Below are 14,551 nucleotides of genomic sequence, written 5' to 3'. Positions count from 1 at the left end.
TGTTGGTTCACCAGCTGTACCTACCCAACGGTAGGGACGGCACCACCCGGGAGGCGCCCGATTATCGGTGAGCCCGATCTCAGTCGCCGAGACGGCGCGGCGCGACGACCACCTGCACCCGCTGGAACTCCTTCAGCTCGGTGTAGCCGGACGTCGCCATCGCGCGGCGCAGCGCCCCGATGAGGTTCATCGAGCCGTCCGCGACATGGGACGGGCCGTGCAGGATCTCCTGCATCGTCCCGATCGTCCCGAGGTCGAGGCGGGTGCCGCGGGGGACGTCGCCGTGGTGGGCCTCGCTGCCCCAGTGGTAGCCGCGGCCGGGCGCCTCGGAGGAGCGCGCGAACGGCGAGCCGACCATCACCGCGTCCGACCCGCAGGCGAACGCCTTCGCGATGTCGCCGCTGTTGACCATGCCGCCGTCGGCGATGACGTGGACGTAGCGGCCGCCGGACTCGTCCATGTAGTCGCGGCGCGCGGCGGCCACGTCCGCGACCGCGGTGGCCATCGGCACCGCCACTCCCAGCACGGTGCGGGTCGTGTGGCCGGAGCCGCCGCCGAACCCGACCAGCACGCCGGCCGCGCCGGTGCGCATCAGGTGCAGCGCGGCGGTGTAGGTCGAGCAGCCGCCGACGATCACCGGGACGTCCAGATCGTAGATGAACTGCTTGAGGTTGAGCGGCTCGGCGCGCCCGGAGACGTGCTCGGCGGACACGGTGGTGCCGCGGATCACGAACAGGTCCACGCCCGCGTCGATGACGGCCTTGTGGAACTGCGCGGTGCGCTGCGGCGACAGCCGCGCCGCCACGGTCACGCCCGCCGACCGGATCTCCTCGATCCGGCGGCCGATCAGCTCCTCCTTGATCGGCTCGGAGTAGATCTCCTGGAGCCGGTGGGTGGCGCTGACGTCGTCCAGCGAGGCGATCTCGGCGAGCAGCGGCTCGGGGCTCTCGTACCGCGTCCAGAGCCCTTCGAGGTCGAGGACGGCGAGGCCGCCGAGCCGTCCGACCGCGATCGCGGTGGACGGGCTGACCACGCTGTCCATCGGCGCGACGACCAGCGGCATCTCGAAGCGGTAGGCGTCGATCTGCCAGGCGACGCTGACCTCCTCGGGGTCGCGCGTGCGGCGCGACGGCACGATGCCGATGTCGTCGAAGGCGTATGCCCGGCGGCCGCTCTTGCCCCGGCCGATCTCCACCTCAGCTGCCACTGCGCCCTTCCCTCACGTGGTCGGTGTCCCCGCCGGTGGCGGGGACGAGCCCCGGAAGAGCTTACGCGAGGTCAGCGGCCCTGGTAGTTGGGGGCCTCGACGGTCATCTGGATGTCGTGCGGGTGGGACTCGCGCAGGCCCGCCGGGCTGATCCGCATGAGCTGGCCGCGCTCCTGGAGCTCGGGGATCGTGCGGGTCCCCGCGTACCACATCGACTGGTGCAGGCCGCCGATGAGCTGGTGCGCGACGTTGGCGAGCGGCCCCCGGTAGGGGACCTGGCCCTCGACGCCCTCGGGGATCAGCTTCTCCTCGCTGGTGACGTCCGCCTGCGCGTACCGGTCCTTGGAGAACGACGCGCCGCGCTCGCGGTTGCGCATCGCGCCGAGCGAGCCCATCCCCCGGTACGACTTGTACTGCTTGCCGTGGACGAAGATCAGCTCGCCCGGGGACTCCTCCACCCCGGCGAGCAGGCTGCCGAGCATCACCGTGTCGGCGCCCGCGACGAGGGCCTTGGCGATGTCCCCGGAGTACTGGAGGCCGCCGTCCCCGATCACCGGGACGCCCGCCTCCCCGGCGGCGCGGGCCGCCTCGGAGATCGCGGTGATCTGCGGGACGCCCACCCCCGCGACGACGCGGGTCGTGCAGATCGACCCCGGCCCGACACCGACCTTGACCGCGTCGGCGCCCGCGTCCACCAGCACCTTCGCGCCGGCGTAGGTCGCCACGTTCCCGCCGACGACCTGTACCCGCGCGTTCGCCTTGACCGCGGCGATCGTGTCGGCGACCCCCTTGGAGTGGCCGTGCGCGGTGTCGACGACGATGACGTCGGTGCCCGCGTCGATCAGCGCGGCGGCCCGGCGGAGCGCGTCCTCCCCGACCCCCACCGCCGCCGCGACCAGCAGCCGGCCGTCGGCGTCCTTGGTGGAGTCGGGGTACTGCTCGCTCTTGGTGAAGTCCTTGGTGGTGATCAGCCCCCGGAGCCGGCCCTCGCCGTCCACCAGCGGGAGCTTCTCCACCTTGTTGCCCGCCAGCAGCCGGAACGCCTCGTCCTTGGTCACGTCCACCGGCGCGGTGACCAGCGGCATCGGGGTCATGACCTCGCGGACCGGACGGGACGGCTGCGTCTCGAACCGCATGTCCCGGTTCGTCACGATGCCGACCAGCACGCCCCGCACGTCCGTGACCGGCACGCCCGAGATCCGGTACCGCGCGCACAGTTCCTCGACGTCGGCGAGCGTCGCGTCCGGCAGGCACGTCACCGGGTTGGTGATCATCCCCGCCTCGGACCGCTTGACCCGGTCGGCCTGCTCCGCCTGCTCCTCGATCGCCATGTTCCGGTGCAGCACGCCGATGCCGCCCTGCCGGGCCATCGCGACCGCCGTGCGCGCCTCGGTCACCGTGTCCATCGCCGCCGACACCAGCGGGATCCGCAGGGAGATGTCACGGGTCAGCCGTGTCGTCGTGTCGGCCTCGCCGGGCTGCAGGTCGGAGTACCCGGGGAGCAGCAGCACATCGTCGAAGGTCAGGCCCTGGGGGAGGAATGCGGCGGGCTCGGCGGCGGGGTTCATGAGGACCTTCCCTTGGAGGCGGCGGTATCCGGCCAGGTCACGGCGACCCTGTTCCCATGGTAGGGCGTGAACCCGCGGCGGGACGGGCCGTTGGGGGCGCCACGGCAGTGGGCTTGGTGACATCCCTGAACAAGCACGCAGCGTTCCCTCATTCCCCGTGAATGGACACGCTGGGTGATTGTTCGCGTACAGAGAAGGCCGGGGGTGCACCTGGCGGGGCGTCGCGCAGTAGCGTGGGTACGTGCACGACGATGCTCCGCTCGACCCGTTCGCCGGAGATCCGGAGGATCCGGCGGCGTCGCTCGGCGACCCCGGCGAGGACGCCGCTCCGCTCAGCGTGGCGGAGCGCGAGGACGTCCTGGCCGATCTCGCCGACCTGGAGGTGTTCCGGGCGCTGCTGGAGCCGCTCGGCGTGCGCGGGCTCACCGTCGACTGCGGCGACTGCGGCAAGCTCCACTACATCGACTGGGACCTGCTGCACGGCAACCTGCGCCACCTGCTCGACCAGGGGCTTCCGCGCGTCCACGAGCCCGCCATGTCCCCCGATCCCGTCGACTACGTCAGCTGGGAGTACGCCCGCGGCTACGTCGACGGCGTCATCGACAGCGAAGAGGGCCACGACGACTAGGCCGTGTTCCACAGTCCCGGCCTACTTCACTGGCGCGGACATCACGGGGCCGAGCGGACATCAGCGGTCGTACGGGTAGTTCTGGTAGCGGTCCAGGCGTTTCTGGGTGCGGCGGCGGATGTCGTCCAGGCGGCGGCGCGCGTCGTCGGACGGCTCGCCGGACTTGGCGCCCTGGTCTCCGGGACGGCCGCCGTAGGTCGGGTAGCCGGGCCGCCGGTAGCGGGGCGGTTGCGCCAGGAGACGTTCGAGCCGGTTCCTGAAGCGCTCGTAGTCCGCGCGCCCGTTGTCGTCGGCGCGGCCGGGACGTCCGGGCTCCGGCGCCGGGCGGGACACGGGCGCCGGAGCGGGGCGCTCGAAGCTGGCGACCTCGGTGTCGTTGGGTTCGGTGCGGGGTCCTCCCGCCTCACCGGCCGCCTCGGTGGCCGGGACCGACGCGGCGGACGTGTGCTCGCCCGCCCGGTCGCCCGCGGCGGCGACGCCGGTGCTGGCCAGCATGGCACCGGCCACCCCCAGGGCGACGATGGTGCGGGGGCCCCGGCGGCGCGGGCCCGAGCCGGGGCCGGTGGGCGGCGCGGGCTCGGGAGAGTCACGGGGGTCGCGGGCGGGCTCGTCCACGTCGGTGACCAGCGCCCGGAGCAGGCGGACGATCGTGTCGCCGCCCTCGGAGCCGGCGGCGCGCCGCTCCGCGAGGGCCTCGATGATCGCGTCGGTGCGGCGCACCGCGCCCAGGTCGGCGGGAGGCGCGGCGGACGGCCGGGCCCCCGGCGCGGGGACGTCGCCGGAGTGCGAAGGCTCGGCCGGATCCGGGGCTCCAGGGCTCCGCTCCGTCAAGCGATCGACTCCTCTCTGGCCATCGCGCGGAGCCGGGCCAGCGCCCGGTGCTGCGCGACGCGTACCGCCCCCGCGGACATGCCCAGTACATTACCGGTCTCCTCCGCCGACAGTCCCGCCACGACCCGCAGCAGCACCAGTTCGCGCTGGTGGTCGGGGAGGCGCGTCAGCAGGTCACGGGCGCGCTGGGCCTCGATGTAGCGGACCACCGTCTCCTCGGGCCCCGGGCGGTCGTCCGGTCCGTCCGGGAGGTCCTCGGTGGGCACGGCCGCGCGGACCGCGCTGCGCAGCGCGTCCGCGATCTTGTGGGCGGCGATGCCGAAGACGAAGGACGCGAAGGGCCGGCCCATGTCCCGGTAGCGGGGCAGGGCCGACAGCACGGCGATACAGACCTCCTGGGCCACGTCGTCGGCGATGTGGTACTGCCCGGAAACCCGGCCGAGCCGGGCACGGCAGTAACGGACGACCATCGGGCGAACCTCCCCGATGAGGACCTCGATGGCCCCGGGGTCGCCCTGGACGGCGAGCGTCGTCAGCTCCTTGAGGTCACCGTCGTCGGCCTTCGCCGCGCGCAGCATCCGCACCCCGCGGCCGGTTTCACGGGGTGGTGGGGGGGTCGGCCCCCGGGAGGGTTCGGTAGCGCGCGCGGTCACGGTCCCGGCGTAGCATCCCTCGGTCACGTCAAGCATGATGCCCAGCGTCGCCGGGCGTGTCTCCACTGTCCTCGACAACGGAATGGTCACAGTGCGGGGACGAGTCTGGGGATACTACGCAACGCAGTCACGGACGTGCCCTGAGTGCCGAATTCCGTGGCGTTCCCGTAAGTTGCACTACAACATTACGCACCGGGAAAGTACCCGGAACGGTGAGACCCCGCCCGGCGCACCGGACGGGGTCTCTCAATGATCTCGGGGACGGGCGAGTCGCGCGCCCGGCCCCGCCGGCCGGCGGCCGATCAGTGACCGTGGCCGTGACCGTGGCCGTGACCCCCGGCGGCGGCCTCGTCGGCCTCCTCCGGCTTCTCGACCACGAGCGCCTCGGTGGTGAGCAGCATGCCCGCGATGGAGGCGGCGTTGGTGACCGCCGAGCGGGTGACCTTCACCGGGTCGGTGACGCCCTGGGCGATCAGGTCGCCGTACTCGCCGGTGGCGGCGTTGTAGCCGTGGCCCGGCTGCAGCTCCTGCACCTTGGAGACGATGACGTAGCCCTCCTGGCCGGCGTTCTCGGAGATCCAGCGCAGCGGCTCGACCAGCGCGCGGCGCACGGCCTCCGCGCCGGTGGCCTCGTCGCCGGACAGCCCGAGGGTGTCGAAGCCCTCCTTGGCCACGTGCACCAGGGCGCTGCCGCCGCCGGACACGATGCCCTCCTCGATCGCCGCGCGGGTCGCCGAGATGGCGTCCTCCAGGCGGTGCTTCTTCTCCTTCAGCTCCACCTCGGTGGCGGCGCCGACGCGCAGCACGCAGACGCCGCCGGCCAGCTTGGCCAGCCGCTCCTGGAGCTTCTCGCGGTCCCAGTCGGAGTCGGAGTTGTCGATCTCGACCTTGATCTGGTTGATCCGCGCCGTGATGTCGTCCGCGGCGCCCTCACCGTCGACGATGGTGGTGGCGTCCTTGGTGACGGTGATCCGGCGGGCGCGGCCGAGGTCCTCCAGGCCGATGGAGTCCAGCTTGAGGCCGATGGCCTCGCTGACGACCTGGCCGCCGGTCAGGGTGGCCATGTCGCCCAGCATCGCCTTGCGGCGGTCGCCGAACCCCGGCGCCTTGACGGCGACGGAGGTGAACGTGCCGCGGATCTTGTTGGCGACCAGCAGCGCCAGGGCCTCGCCCTCGACGTCCTCGGCCACCACCAGCAGCGGCTTCTTGGTCTGGGCGACCTTCTCGGCCAGCGGCAGGAACTCCTGCACGTTGGAGATCTTGCCGTCCACGATGAGCACGTAGGCGTCCTCCAGGACGGCCTCCATGCGCTCGGGGTCGGTCACCATGTGCGGCGACAGGTAGCCCTTGTCGAACTGGAGGCCCTCGGTGAACTCCAGCTCCAGGCCCATGGTGTGGGCCTCCTCGACGGTGATGACACCGTCCTTGCCGACCTTCTCGAACGCCTCGGCGATCAGCTCGCCGATCTGCGCGTCCTGCGCGGAGATGGTCGCGACGTGCGCGATGTCCCCCTTCTCCTCGACCTCGCGGGCCGACTTGAGGAGCTGGTCGGACACGTACTGGGCGGCCGCGTCGATACCGCGCTTGAGGCCGAGCGGCGAGGCGCCGGCGGCCACGTTGCGGGTGCCCTCGCGGACCAGCGCCTGCGCGAGGACGGTCGCCGTGGTGGTGCCGTCGCCCGCGATGTCGTTGGTCTTGGTCGCCACTTCCTTGGCGAGCTGGGCCCCGAGGTTCTCGTAGGGGTCCTCCAGCTCCACCTCGCGGGCGATGGTGACGCCGTCGTTGGTGATCGTCGGCGCGCCGAACTTCTTGTCGATGACGACGTTGCGGCCGCGCGGGCCGATCGTCACCTTGACGGCGTCCGCGAGAGCGTTGACGCCGCGCTCAAGAGCCCGGCGAGCGTCCTCCTCGAACTCCAGGATCTTCGCCATGCGGATACTCCTCTTTCACGCGATCCGCCCCGGCAGCCCCGCCGAAGGGCGGCGCCTGCCGGGGCGGGGGCATCACGTCTCGGTGATTACTTCTCGATGACCGCGAGCACGTCGCGGGCCGAGAGGACGAGGTAGTCCTCGTTGTTGTACTTGACCTCGGTGCCGCCGTACTTGCTGTAGAGCACGACCTCGCCGACCTTGACGTCGACGGGGACGCGCTCGCCCTTGTCGTCGACGCGGCCCGGGCCAACGGCAAGGACGGTGCCCTCCTGGGGCTTCTCCTTGGCGGTGTCCGGGATCACCAGGCCCGACGCGGTGGTGGTCTCGGCCTCAAGCGGCTGGACGACGATGCGGTCCTCGAGCGGCTTGAGAACAACCTTGGTGGCGGTCGTCACGATCTGACCTCCCCTTCGATTGGTCCTCGGCCGGCCATGGCTGACCGACCGGCACATGTGACAGAAGAGGCGACCCTGGACCGGCCTGTCGTCGCGGGTGCCAGACCGACCTTTGTCGCTGTGTTTGGCACTCTCGCAAGGAGAGTGCCAGTCATGGAGACTATGCCGTGCCCGGAGGCCCGTCAACACGGACACGACCTCCCCCTCCGCCGGGGATCCTCCTCGCGGGACGGGCCGCCGTGCCTGGTCGCGCGCCGTTCACCGGCCGATAACTTCCAGCGTATGGACATCGCGTCGTTCCGGGGCCTGCTGACCCCTGCCGGACAGGCCGTCCTGGACGAGGCCGCCGCCGCGGACGTGAGCGAGGGCGGGCTGCTCGCCACGGCGTCCCGCCTGCGCGAACGGCACGACCCGGCGCTGGTGGCGGCGGCCCTGACCCAGGTGCGGCTCCGCGACCGGGCGGTGGCCAAGTTCGGACCGGACGCCCGCCGCATGTACTTCACGCAGGCCGGGCTGGAACAGTCCACGCGCGCGAGCGTGGCGGCGCATCGCGCGCGCCGGTTCGCCGAGTGTTCGCTGTCCGGTGAAACCCTGGAACTGGGATGCGGGGTCGGCGCGGATCTGGTCGCACGCGCGCGCGCCGGGCTCCCAGGGGTCGGCGTGGAGATCGACCCGCTGACCGCTGAGGTGGCGCAGGCCAACGTCACGGCACTCGGGCTGGACGGTCTCGCGTCGGTCCGGGTGGGTGACGCGACCGAAGAGGACCCCGCCGGGCATGCGGCCGTCTTCGCGGATCCGGGGCGCCGCACCGCGCGGGGGCGCGTCTTCGACCCCCGCTCCTACGAGCCGCCGCTGGACACCGTCCTGGACCTGGCCGGACGGGTCCCCGCGGCCTGCGTCAAGGTGGCGCCCGGCATCCCGCACGAGGCCGTCCCGGACGGCGCCGAGGCGGAGTGGGTGTCGGTGGCCGGGGACGTGAAGGAGGCCGCCATCTGGCTGGGCCGTCTCGCGGGCGACGTCGGCCGCCGCGCCACCCTCCTCCCGCCCGACGACGCGGACCGGCCGAGGGACGAGGACCCTCACGGAGGGTGGACGCTGACGCCGCGCGGGCTGGACGATCCCGACGTGCGCCCGTGGGGCCGCTACCTCTACGAGCCCGACGGCGCGGTGATCCGCGCGCACCTCGTCGCCGAGGTCGCGGAGCTGGTCGGCGGCGGCCTGGCCGACCCCCGGATCGCCTACGTCACCTCCGACGCCCTGCACCCGACCCCGTTCGCGTCCGCGTACGAGATCGAGGACGTGCTTCCGTTCTCTGTGAAGCGGCTGCGGGCCGAGCTGCGCCGCCGCGGGGTGGGCGTGCTGACCGTCAAGAAGCGCGGTTCGGCGGTCGACGTGGACCGGCTGCGGCGCGACCTCGGTTTCGGCGGACGGCGCGCCGGGCGTGGCGGGGCCGCGCTGACGCTGGTGGTGACCAGGGTGGGACGCGATCCGGTGGCGCTGCTGGCGGCGCCGGTGCCCCGCTGACCGTCCCGTCCCCGGCGGGCCGCCCGAGGGCCCCTGGCGGCCGCGCCGCTACCCCGAAGACCCGCCCGGGCGCGGCCCGGCGCCGCTAATCGGGCCAAAGATCTTCCGCCCGGACGGGCAATGCCAAGGGGCCCCGGGGGACGCGCCATGGCAGCGCAAATCATCGGCGCTTTCCGGCATTGCGTTGGCCAGGGAATGCTCGTCACCGGCAAGAGCACGACGGGCCACGGGAATCGGCGCGTCGAGATCCTCAGGCGAAGAAACACCAAGGCAGGTTCAGCAACCGGGTCCGTGACGCGTCCGAAAACGGTCCCGAATTCACCTCCGGACCGCCCGCTCCGGAGCGCCGGCGGGGCGGCACGTGCGGGACCACCGGTCCGCGGGGCAGGACACGAACTCCGGATATCAGTGGAGATGTACGGCCATACTCCACGCCGAACGGCCCCGCCATCGCGCGGACACGCCGTCCCCGTACCGGGACAGCGGCCACCCGACGGCCGATGCCCGCCGAACCGGGAATTCTCCCTGACATCCCGCGGTACCCAGCAATCCGCATCAGTGGGGTAACAGGCGCATTCCACAGAACTCGCAATGTTCCCTGCTACCCCTTATAGCGGCGGTGTACACGCACTACAGTGGCCACTTCACGATTCATTGCCGTGCGCCATTTCGTGCGTCGGCACACGAAGGAGCATCGGGTGGAAACGAATCACAACTTCCTGCAGACGGGGGGTCAACCGGTCTCGGATCGGATGCGGGAGTTGCTCGCCCGTGCGGCGCAGGACCACGTCTATGAACAGCGCTCACAGGGTCAGGTCCTGGACGAGATCCGCCAGCGGCTGGAGGGTATGGAGTGGCTGCTCCGCGAGGTCCGCGAGCGCGAGCTCAGCGGGCTGACCGGGCAGATCGACAGCGTCCGCGGGCAGGTCGACGACCTGTCCAGCAAGCCCCCGGAGTGGGCCGAGGGGCTCGCCGAGCACATCGAGGCGTTCGGCGAGCGGGTCAAGCCCGTCGCCGAGCTGCCCGCCCTGTGGGCCGACGTGGGCGTCGTCGCCGAGAACGTCGACGAGGGCCTGACCCGCATCCAGGCCGTCCTGGACTCCGCGCAGCACATCACCGAGGCCACCCAGCAGGCCGCGCAGCGCATGGAGGAGATGACCAAGCGGCTGGACAAGCTCCAGGGCAGCATGGAGGCCGCGTCCGTCCGCTTCAACCGGCTGGACAAGTCCCTCGCGGAGCTCGGCCACCGGTCCGAGCGGCTCGAGCACTCGATCAACGGGGTGACGGCGCGGGTCGACCAGGCGCTCGGGGAGATGGCCGAGCGGATGGAGCAGGGGCTGGAGGCGGTCAACGGCCGGGTCGAGGGCGTCGGCGGCCGGCTGGACGGGCTGGACGGGCGGCTCGACGGCGTCGACGGCCGGCTGGAGGGCCTGTCGGGCAAGCTGGAGGGCCTGGACGGGCGGTTCGAGAGCATCGACGGGCGCCTGGACGGCGTGGGCGAGCGGATCGGGCGGCTCCCGGCCACGCTGGAGATCGCCGAGCTGCACCGGCTGCTCGCCGAGCTGGCCCAGCGTCCGATGACCGACCACAGCGACCGCTTCGACGCGCTGGAGAAGCACCTCGCCGACGCGGTCGACCCGCTGATCGAGGAGCTGCGCGCCCGCCCGGACCGGGACGAGGTCAAGGCGACCATGTCCCAGATCGCCGAGACGGCCTACAGCGACGTCGCCAAGCGCATGGACGAGTTCTCCCGCCGGTTCGAGGACGTGCACGAGAACGTCCGCAAGCGCATCGAGGGGATCCACGAGGAGGTCACGAAGAGGGTCGACGGCGCCCTGGAGGAGTTCACGGCGCAGGTCGACCTCGTCTCCCGCCGGGTGGAGTCGGTGCACATCGACGTGACCAAGCAGGTCGAGTCGGTGCACACCGAGGTGGCGCGCCAGGTCAGCGGCGTGCACGACGACTTCGGCAAGCGGATCGGCGACATCCACGACGACGTCACCCGGCAGGTCGGCAGCATCCACGAGAACGTGGCCAAGCAGGTCGGCAACATGCAGGAGGACGTCGCCCGGCAGGTCGGCGGCGTGCAGGAGGAGTTCGCCCGGCGCGTCGAGGGCATGCAGGACGAGGCGGGACGGCGCGCCGAGGCCGCGCAGTCCGAGTTCGCCAAGCGCTTCTCCCACGTCGAGACCGAGGTCGGCAAGAAGGTCGACGGCGTCCACGACGACGTCTCCAAGCAGGTGAACGCGGTGCACGAGGACGTGCTGAAACGGCTGTCCACCTTGGAGGAGACCATGCTCGCGCTGGCCGAGGCGCTGCTGCGCCCGCGCCGCGAGGGCAAGGACTGAGGCGACCGCTCACCGGCGTCGCCCGGGATGGAAAGGTGTGATCGGGGACCGGGGGATTATCCCCAGAATGGACTATTCCGGTGGAACCGAACGGGTTCCTCCTGGAATGAATGGCACCCGAACCGCGATCGGGTGGGGCCGTGCCGGCCCCGCCCGATGCACTCCTTCGGATACCCATCGGAACCCGCGACATTTGTCCGGTAAACCGACGCGACGACCGAAGAGGTTCCATCAAGACACGTCGATGACGTGCAATTTGTTACGTTCCGTCTTCGCAAAATCACTCCCAATACCCTTCGGAATCCGTTTTCATGGATCTCGTGACCCACTCACCGGCTCCCACTCTTCCCGTCGGCGCCCCGCTCAGCCCCACCACCCTGCGCTGGGTGGAGGGCTGTCTGGGCAAGGGCGCCGAGGTGCGGATGATCCGGCCACTGGCGGGGGGCTCCGCCCACGCCAACCACGCCCTGCTGGTGGAGACCCCCGCGGGCAGCGCCCACCGGCTCGTCCTGCGCCGCTGGACGCCCCGCGACACCGCGCCCGCGGCCGACCCGGTGACGGCCGCCCGCCGCTACTACGTCGACACGGAGTTCTCACCCGAGCGTGAGATCGCCGCGCTCGCGCTGCTCGCCGGCTGTGAGATCCCGACCCCCTCGCTCGTCGCCGCCGACCCGTCCGGCGCGTACTGCGATGTCCCCGCGCTGCTCATCACGCGGCTGGTCGGGCACCCGCCCCGCCCGGCGCCGGACGACCTGCCCGAGTACCTGATCCAGCTCGCCGCGGCGCTGCTCGCGGTGCACGCGCTGAACGGGGCGTCCACGATGCCCCCGTACGTCCCGTACAACCGGCTCGACGTGCGGCTGCCGCCCAAGCACGCGACGCGCCCGGGCCTGTGGGAGCGCGCCTTCGAGGCCGCCGCGGGGACGCCGCCCGAGGCGCCCGCCCGGTTCATCCACCGCGACTACCACCCCGACAACACGCTCTGGTCGTACGGCAAGCTCACCGGCGTGGTCGACTGGTCGGACGCCTCGTCCGGCCCCATCGCCGTCGACATCGCGCGGATGCGGCGCGGGCTCGTGCTGCGGTACGGGCGGGGCGTCGCCGACCGGTTCCTGGCCACGTTCGACCAGGTGTCCGGCGGCCACCCGCACCACCCGTACTGGGACGTGCGCAGCGTCCTCGACCTGCTGCCCGAGGAGGACGACCGCCTCCTCGACGAGGCGAAGGTCCCGCTCCTGGAGGACTACCTCGCCGGCCTGCTGGCCGGGCTCACAGGGTGATCGACTCGATCGGCAGGCTGGAGTCGGCCGGAAGCTCCAGGTCGGACGGGGCGAGCCCCGAGGCGACCAGCTCCGAGCCCAGCGCGGCGACCATCGCGCCGTTGTCGGTGCACAGCTTCGGGCGCGGCACCCGCAACCGGACCCCGGCGGCCTCGCACCGCTCCGCCGCGAGGGCCCGCAACCGCGAGTTCGCCGCGACTCCCCCGCCGATCAGCAGGTCGTGGACGCCGTTGTCCTTGCAGACCTTCAGCGCCTTCTGCGTGAGGACGTCCACCACGGCCTCCTGGAAGGACGCGGCGACGTCCGCGACGGGCACCGGCTCCCCGGCCCGCTCCTTCGCCTCCACCCAGCGGGCCACCGCCGTCTTCAGGCCGGAGAACGAGAAGTCGTAGGTCCCGTCGTTGTACTTCCCGCGCGGGAACGCGATCGCGGCCGGGTCGCCCTCGCGCGCCATCCGGTCGATCACCGGCCCGCCGGGGAACCCGAGGTCCAGGACCCTCGCGACCTTGTCGAACGCCTCCCCCGCCGCGTCGTCCACCGTGCTGCCGAGGGACCGGACGTCGCTCGCCACGTCCGGCACCAGCAGCAGCGAGGAGTGCCCGCCCGAGACGAGCATCGCCACGCACGGCTTGGGCAGCGGCCCGTGCTCGAGCTGGTCGACGCACACGTGCGCGGCGAGATGGTTGACGCCGTACAGCGGCTTGCCCAGCGACAGCGCGTACGCCTTGGCGGCGGCCACGCCGACCATCAACGCGCCCGGCAGCCCCGGCCCGGCCGTCACCGCGAACGCGTCGACATCGGTGAACGACACGCCCGCGTCGGCCAGCGCCCGCTCCACGGTCGGCGTCATCGCCTCCAGATGCGCGCGCGACGCGACCTCGGGCACCACCCCCCCGAACCGGGCGTGCTGGTCGACGCTCGACGCGATGGCGTCGGCGAGCAGGGTGTGCCCCCGCACGATGCCGACGCCCGTCTCGTCGCATGAGGTCTCGATGCCGAGCACCAGCGGCTCGTCGCGGATCATCACTTCTCCCTGGAAAAGCCCACAGGACGGCGGTGCAGCACGCGCCGCATCACGATCGCGTCCACGTTCGAAGGCTGGTAATAGCGTCGGCGGATGCCGACCTGCCCGAAACCGAACCGCTCGTACAGCCGGCGCGCCCCGGCGTTGTCGGCGCGGACCTCCAGGAACACCGCCTCGCTCTCCCGGCGGACCGCCTCGTCCACCAGCTCGGTCAGCAGCGCCGCGCCGACCCCGGCCCCGCGCCGGTCCTCCCGGACCCCGATGGTCTGCACATCGGCCTGCCCGCCCGCGGCGGCGAGACCCGCATAGCCGATGATCTCCTCCCGCTCCTCGGCCACGACGTAGTGCCGCGTGCCGGGCTGCCCGGCCAGCTCCTCGCGGAGCATCCCCTCGCTCCACGCGTCCTCGGGGAACAGCACCGTCTCCAGCCGGTGGACGGCCGGGAGGTCCGCGCCGGTCATGGGCCGCAGGACGACCTCGCTCACGCCCGCGTCACCTTCTTGCGCGGGCCCGGCTCCTTCGCGTCCGGCCTGCGCAGGTAGAGCGGCTCGGGCGGCAGCAGCACCGGGACCTTGAGCCCGCCCAGCCGCGCGATCGCCAGCTCCGCGAGCGCCGTGGCCGTCGGCAGCAGCGGCTCATGCCCGGACTCGCCGAAGACCTCCGGATACAGGGCCGCGCCCTCCCCCACCACGGGCAGCCCCTGCGGCGCCCCGTCCAGGACCTCCGACGGCGGCCCCACGGACGGCTCGCCGATACGCGCGCCACGCGAGGCGTACCGCGCCCAGTACACCTCCTTGCGCCGCGCATCCGTGGCCACCGCGAACGGCTCGTCCCGCCCGGAGGCCCACGCGATCACGTCCAGCGTGCAGACGCCGTGCACCGGCACGCCGAGGGCCTCCCCCATGGCGCGCGCGGTCACCAGCCCCACCCGCAGCCCGGTGTACGGCCCGGGCCCCACCCCGGCCACGATCGCGCTCAGATCCTCCGGCGCGGCACCGGCGTCCGCCATCACCCGCGCGATGGACGGGGTGAGCACTTCCGTGTGCCGTCGCCGGTCGACGGCCTCGGCCGCCCCCCGCGACACGGCACCCTCGCCGGGCGTCCACTCGTACAGCGCCACGGTGATCGCGGCGGTAGCGGTATCGAAAGCCAAGACCAGCAC

Annotated in this window: 13 protein-coding genes; 4 read left to right on the top strand and 9 right to left on the bottom strand. The window is 72.3% G+C overall.

The window, feature by feature from the left end:
• Window positions 1–79: 79 nt before the first annotated feature.
• Together AGRA3207_RS24845 and guaB are read right to left on the bottom strand one after the other, a co-directional pair.
• Window positions 80–1,195: a GuaB3 family IMP dehydrogenase-related protein gene (locus AGRA3207_RS24845; protein WP_231336380.1), complete on the bottom strand. Its 1,116-nt coding sequence runs from the start codon at window positions 1,193–1,195 to the stop codon at window positions 80–82.
• An 83-nt stretch (window positions 1,196–1,278) separates the two neighbouring features.
• Complete coding sequence (gene guaB / locus AGRA3207_RS24840; RefSeq protein WP_231329416.1) at window positions 1,279–2,775, bottom strand: IMP dehydrogenase; 1,497 nt, start codon at window positions 2,773–2,775, stop codon at window positions 1,279–1,281.
• Between the two features lie 241 nt (window positions 2,776–3,016).
• Here guaB and AGRA3207_RS24835 point away from each other — a divergent pair, with 241 nt between their 5' ends.
• Window positions 3,017–3,403 carry a DUF5319 domain-containing protein gene (locus AGRA3207_RS24835; protein WP_231329415.1) on the top strand — a complete coding sequence of 129 codons (387 nt, stop codon included), beginning with the start codon at window positions 3,017–3,019 and terminating at the stop codon, window positions 3,401–3,403.
• A 60-nt stretch (window positions 3,404–3,463) separates the two neighbouring features.
• Here AGRA3207_RS24835 and AGRA3207_RS24830 read toward each other — a convergent pair whose 3' ends face one another.
• The 4 genes from AGRA3207_RS24830 to groES all read right to left on the bottom strand — a co-directional run bounded on the left by AGRA3207_RS24830 (window position 3,464) and on the right by groES (window position 7,213).
• Window positions 3,464–4,234 carry a hypothetical protein gene (locus AGRA3207_RS24830; protein ID WP_231329414.1) on the bottom strand — a complete coding sequence of 257 codons (771 nt, stop codon included), beginning with the start codon at window positions 4,232–4,234 and terminating at the stop codon, window positions 3,464–3,466.
• A complete protein-coding gene (locus AGRA3207_RS24825) occupies window positions 4,231–4,812 on the bottom strand; it encodes a sigma-70 family RNA polymerase sigma factor (protein WP_231336379.1) in 582 nt (193 codons plus the stop codon). Before AGRA3207_RS24825 ends, AGRA3207_RS24830 begins: the two co-directional genes overlap by 4 nt.
• A 377-nt stretch (window positions 4,813–5,189) precedes the next feature.
• Window positions 5,190–6,818 (bottom strand): chaperonin GroEL, encoded by a 1,629-nt coding sequence (gene groL / locus AGRA3207_RS24820; protein ID WP_231329413.1) that lies wholly within the window; start codon window positions 6,816–6,818, stop codon window positions 5,190–5,192.
• Window positions 6,819–6,904: 86 nt separating this feature from the next.
• The gene (gene groES, locus AGRA3207_RS24815; protein ID WP_067454521.1) at window positions 6,905–7,213 is read right to left on the bottom strand and encodes a co-chaperone GroES; all 309 of its coding nucleotides are present in this window, start codon (window positions 7,211–7,213) and stop codon (window positions 6,905–6,907) included.
• Window positions 7,214–7,495: 282 nt separating this feature from the next.
• On the opposite strand from groES, the gene AGRA3207_RS24810 reads away from it, so the two are divergent.
• The 3 genes from AGRA3207_RS24810 to AGRA3207_RS24800 all read left to right on the top strand — a co-directional run bounded on the left by AGRA3207_RS24810 (window position 7,496) and on the right by AGRA3207_RS24800 (window position 12,365).
• Window positions 7,496–8,737, top strand: a complete 1,242-nt coding sequence (locus AGRA3207_RS24810) for a class I SAM-dependent methyltransferase (RefSeq protein ID WP_231329412.1) — start codon at window positions 7,496–7,498, stop codon at window positions 8,735–8,737.
• Between the two features lie 698 nt (window positions 8,738–9,435).
• Window positions 9,436–11,085 (top strand): hypothetical protein, encoded by a 1,650-nt coding sequence (locus AGRA3207_RS24805; protein ID WP_231329411.1) that lies wholly within the window; start codon window positions 9,436–9,438, stop codon window positions 11,083–11,085.
• 311 nt (window positions 11,086–11,396) lie between these two features.
• A complete protein-coding gene (locus AGRA3207_RS24800) occupies window positions 11,397–12,365 on the top strand; it encodes a phosphotransferase family protein (RefSeq protein ID WP_231329410.1) in 969 nt (322 codons plus the stop codon).
• On the opposite strand, the gene tsaD is transcribed toward AGRA3207_RS24800, so the two are convergent.
• From tsaD to tsaB, 3 genes are read right to left on the bottom strand one after another with little or no spacing between them, the layout of a single operon-like run.
• Window positions 12,355–13,389, bottom strand: coding sequence for a tRNA (adenosine(37)-N6)-threonylcarbamoyltransferase complex transferase subunit TsaD (gene tsaD, locus AGRA3207_RS24795; protein WP_231329409.1), 1,035 nt, complete (start codon window positions 13,387–13,389; stop codon window positions 12,355–12,357). The genes AGRA3207_RS24800 and tsaD overlap by 11 nt on opposite strands.
• The gene (gene rimI / locus AGRA3207_RS24790; RefSeq protein ID WP_273699935.1) at window positions 13,389–13,874 is read right to left on the bottom strand and encodes a ribosomal protein S18-alanine N-acetyltransferase; all 486 of its coding nucleotides are present in this window, start codon (window positions 13,872–13,874) and stop codon (window positions 13,389–13,391) included. Before rimI ends, tsaD begins: the two co-directional genes overlap by 1 nt.
• The gene (gene tsaB, locus AGRA3207_RS24785) at window positions 13,871–14,551 is read right to left on the bottom strand and encodes a tRNA (adenosine(37)-N6)-threonylcarbamoyltransferase complex dimerization subunit type 1 TsaB (RefSeq protein ID WP_231329408.1); all 681 of its coding nucleotides are present in this window, start codon (window positions 14,549–14,551) and stop codon (window positions 13,871–13,873) included. Before tsaB ends, rimI begins: the two co-directional genes overlap by 4 nt.

Origin of the sequence: Actinomadura graeca, from assembly GCF_019175365.1 — a bacterium.
GTDB lineage: Bacteria > Actinomycetota > Actinomycetes > Streptosporangiales > Streptosporangiaceae > Spirillospora > Spirillospora graeca.
Note: the sequence above shows the minus strand (reverse complement) of the source record. Positions and strands in the feature narration are given on the sequence as shown.

Excerpts from the sequence above, each read along its gene's own strand:
- AGRA3207_RS24825 (WP_231336379.1), bottom strand. The coding sequence starts at position 4,812 with ATGCTGCGCGCGGCGAAGGCCGACGACGGTGACCTCAAGGAGCTGACG.
- tsaD (WP_231329409.1), bottom strand. The coding sequence starts at position 13,389 with ATGATCCGCGACGAGCCGCTGGTGCTCGGCATCGAGACCTCATGCGAC.
- AGRA3207_RS24800 (WP_231329410.1), top strand. The coding sequence starts at position 11,397 with ATGGATCTCGTGACCCACTCACCGGCTCCCACTCTTCCCGTCGGCGCC.
- groL (WP_231329413.1), bottom strand. The coding sequence starts at position 6,818 with ATGGCGAAGATCCTGGAGTTCGAGGAGGACGCTCGCCGGGCTCTTGAG.
- AGRA3207_RS24810 (WP_231329412.1), top strand. The coding sequence starts at position 7,496 with ATGGACATCGCGTCGTTCCGGGGCCTGCTGACCCCTGCCGGACAGGCC.
- guaB (WP_231329416.1), bottom strand. The coding sequence starts at position 2,775 with ATGAACCCCGCCGCCGAGCCCGCCGCATTCCTCCCCCAGGGCCTGACC.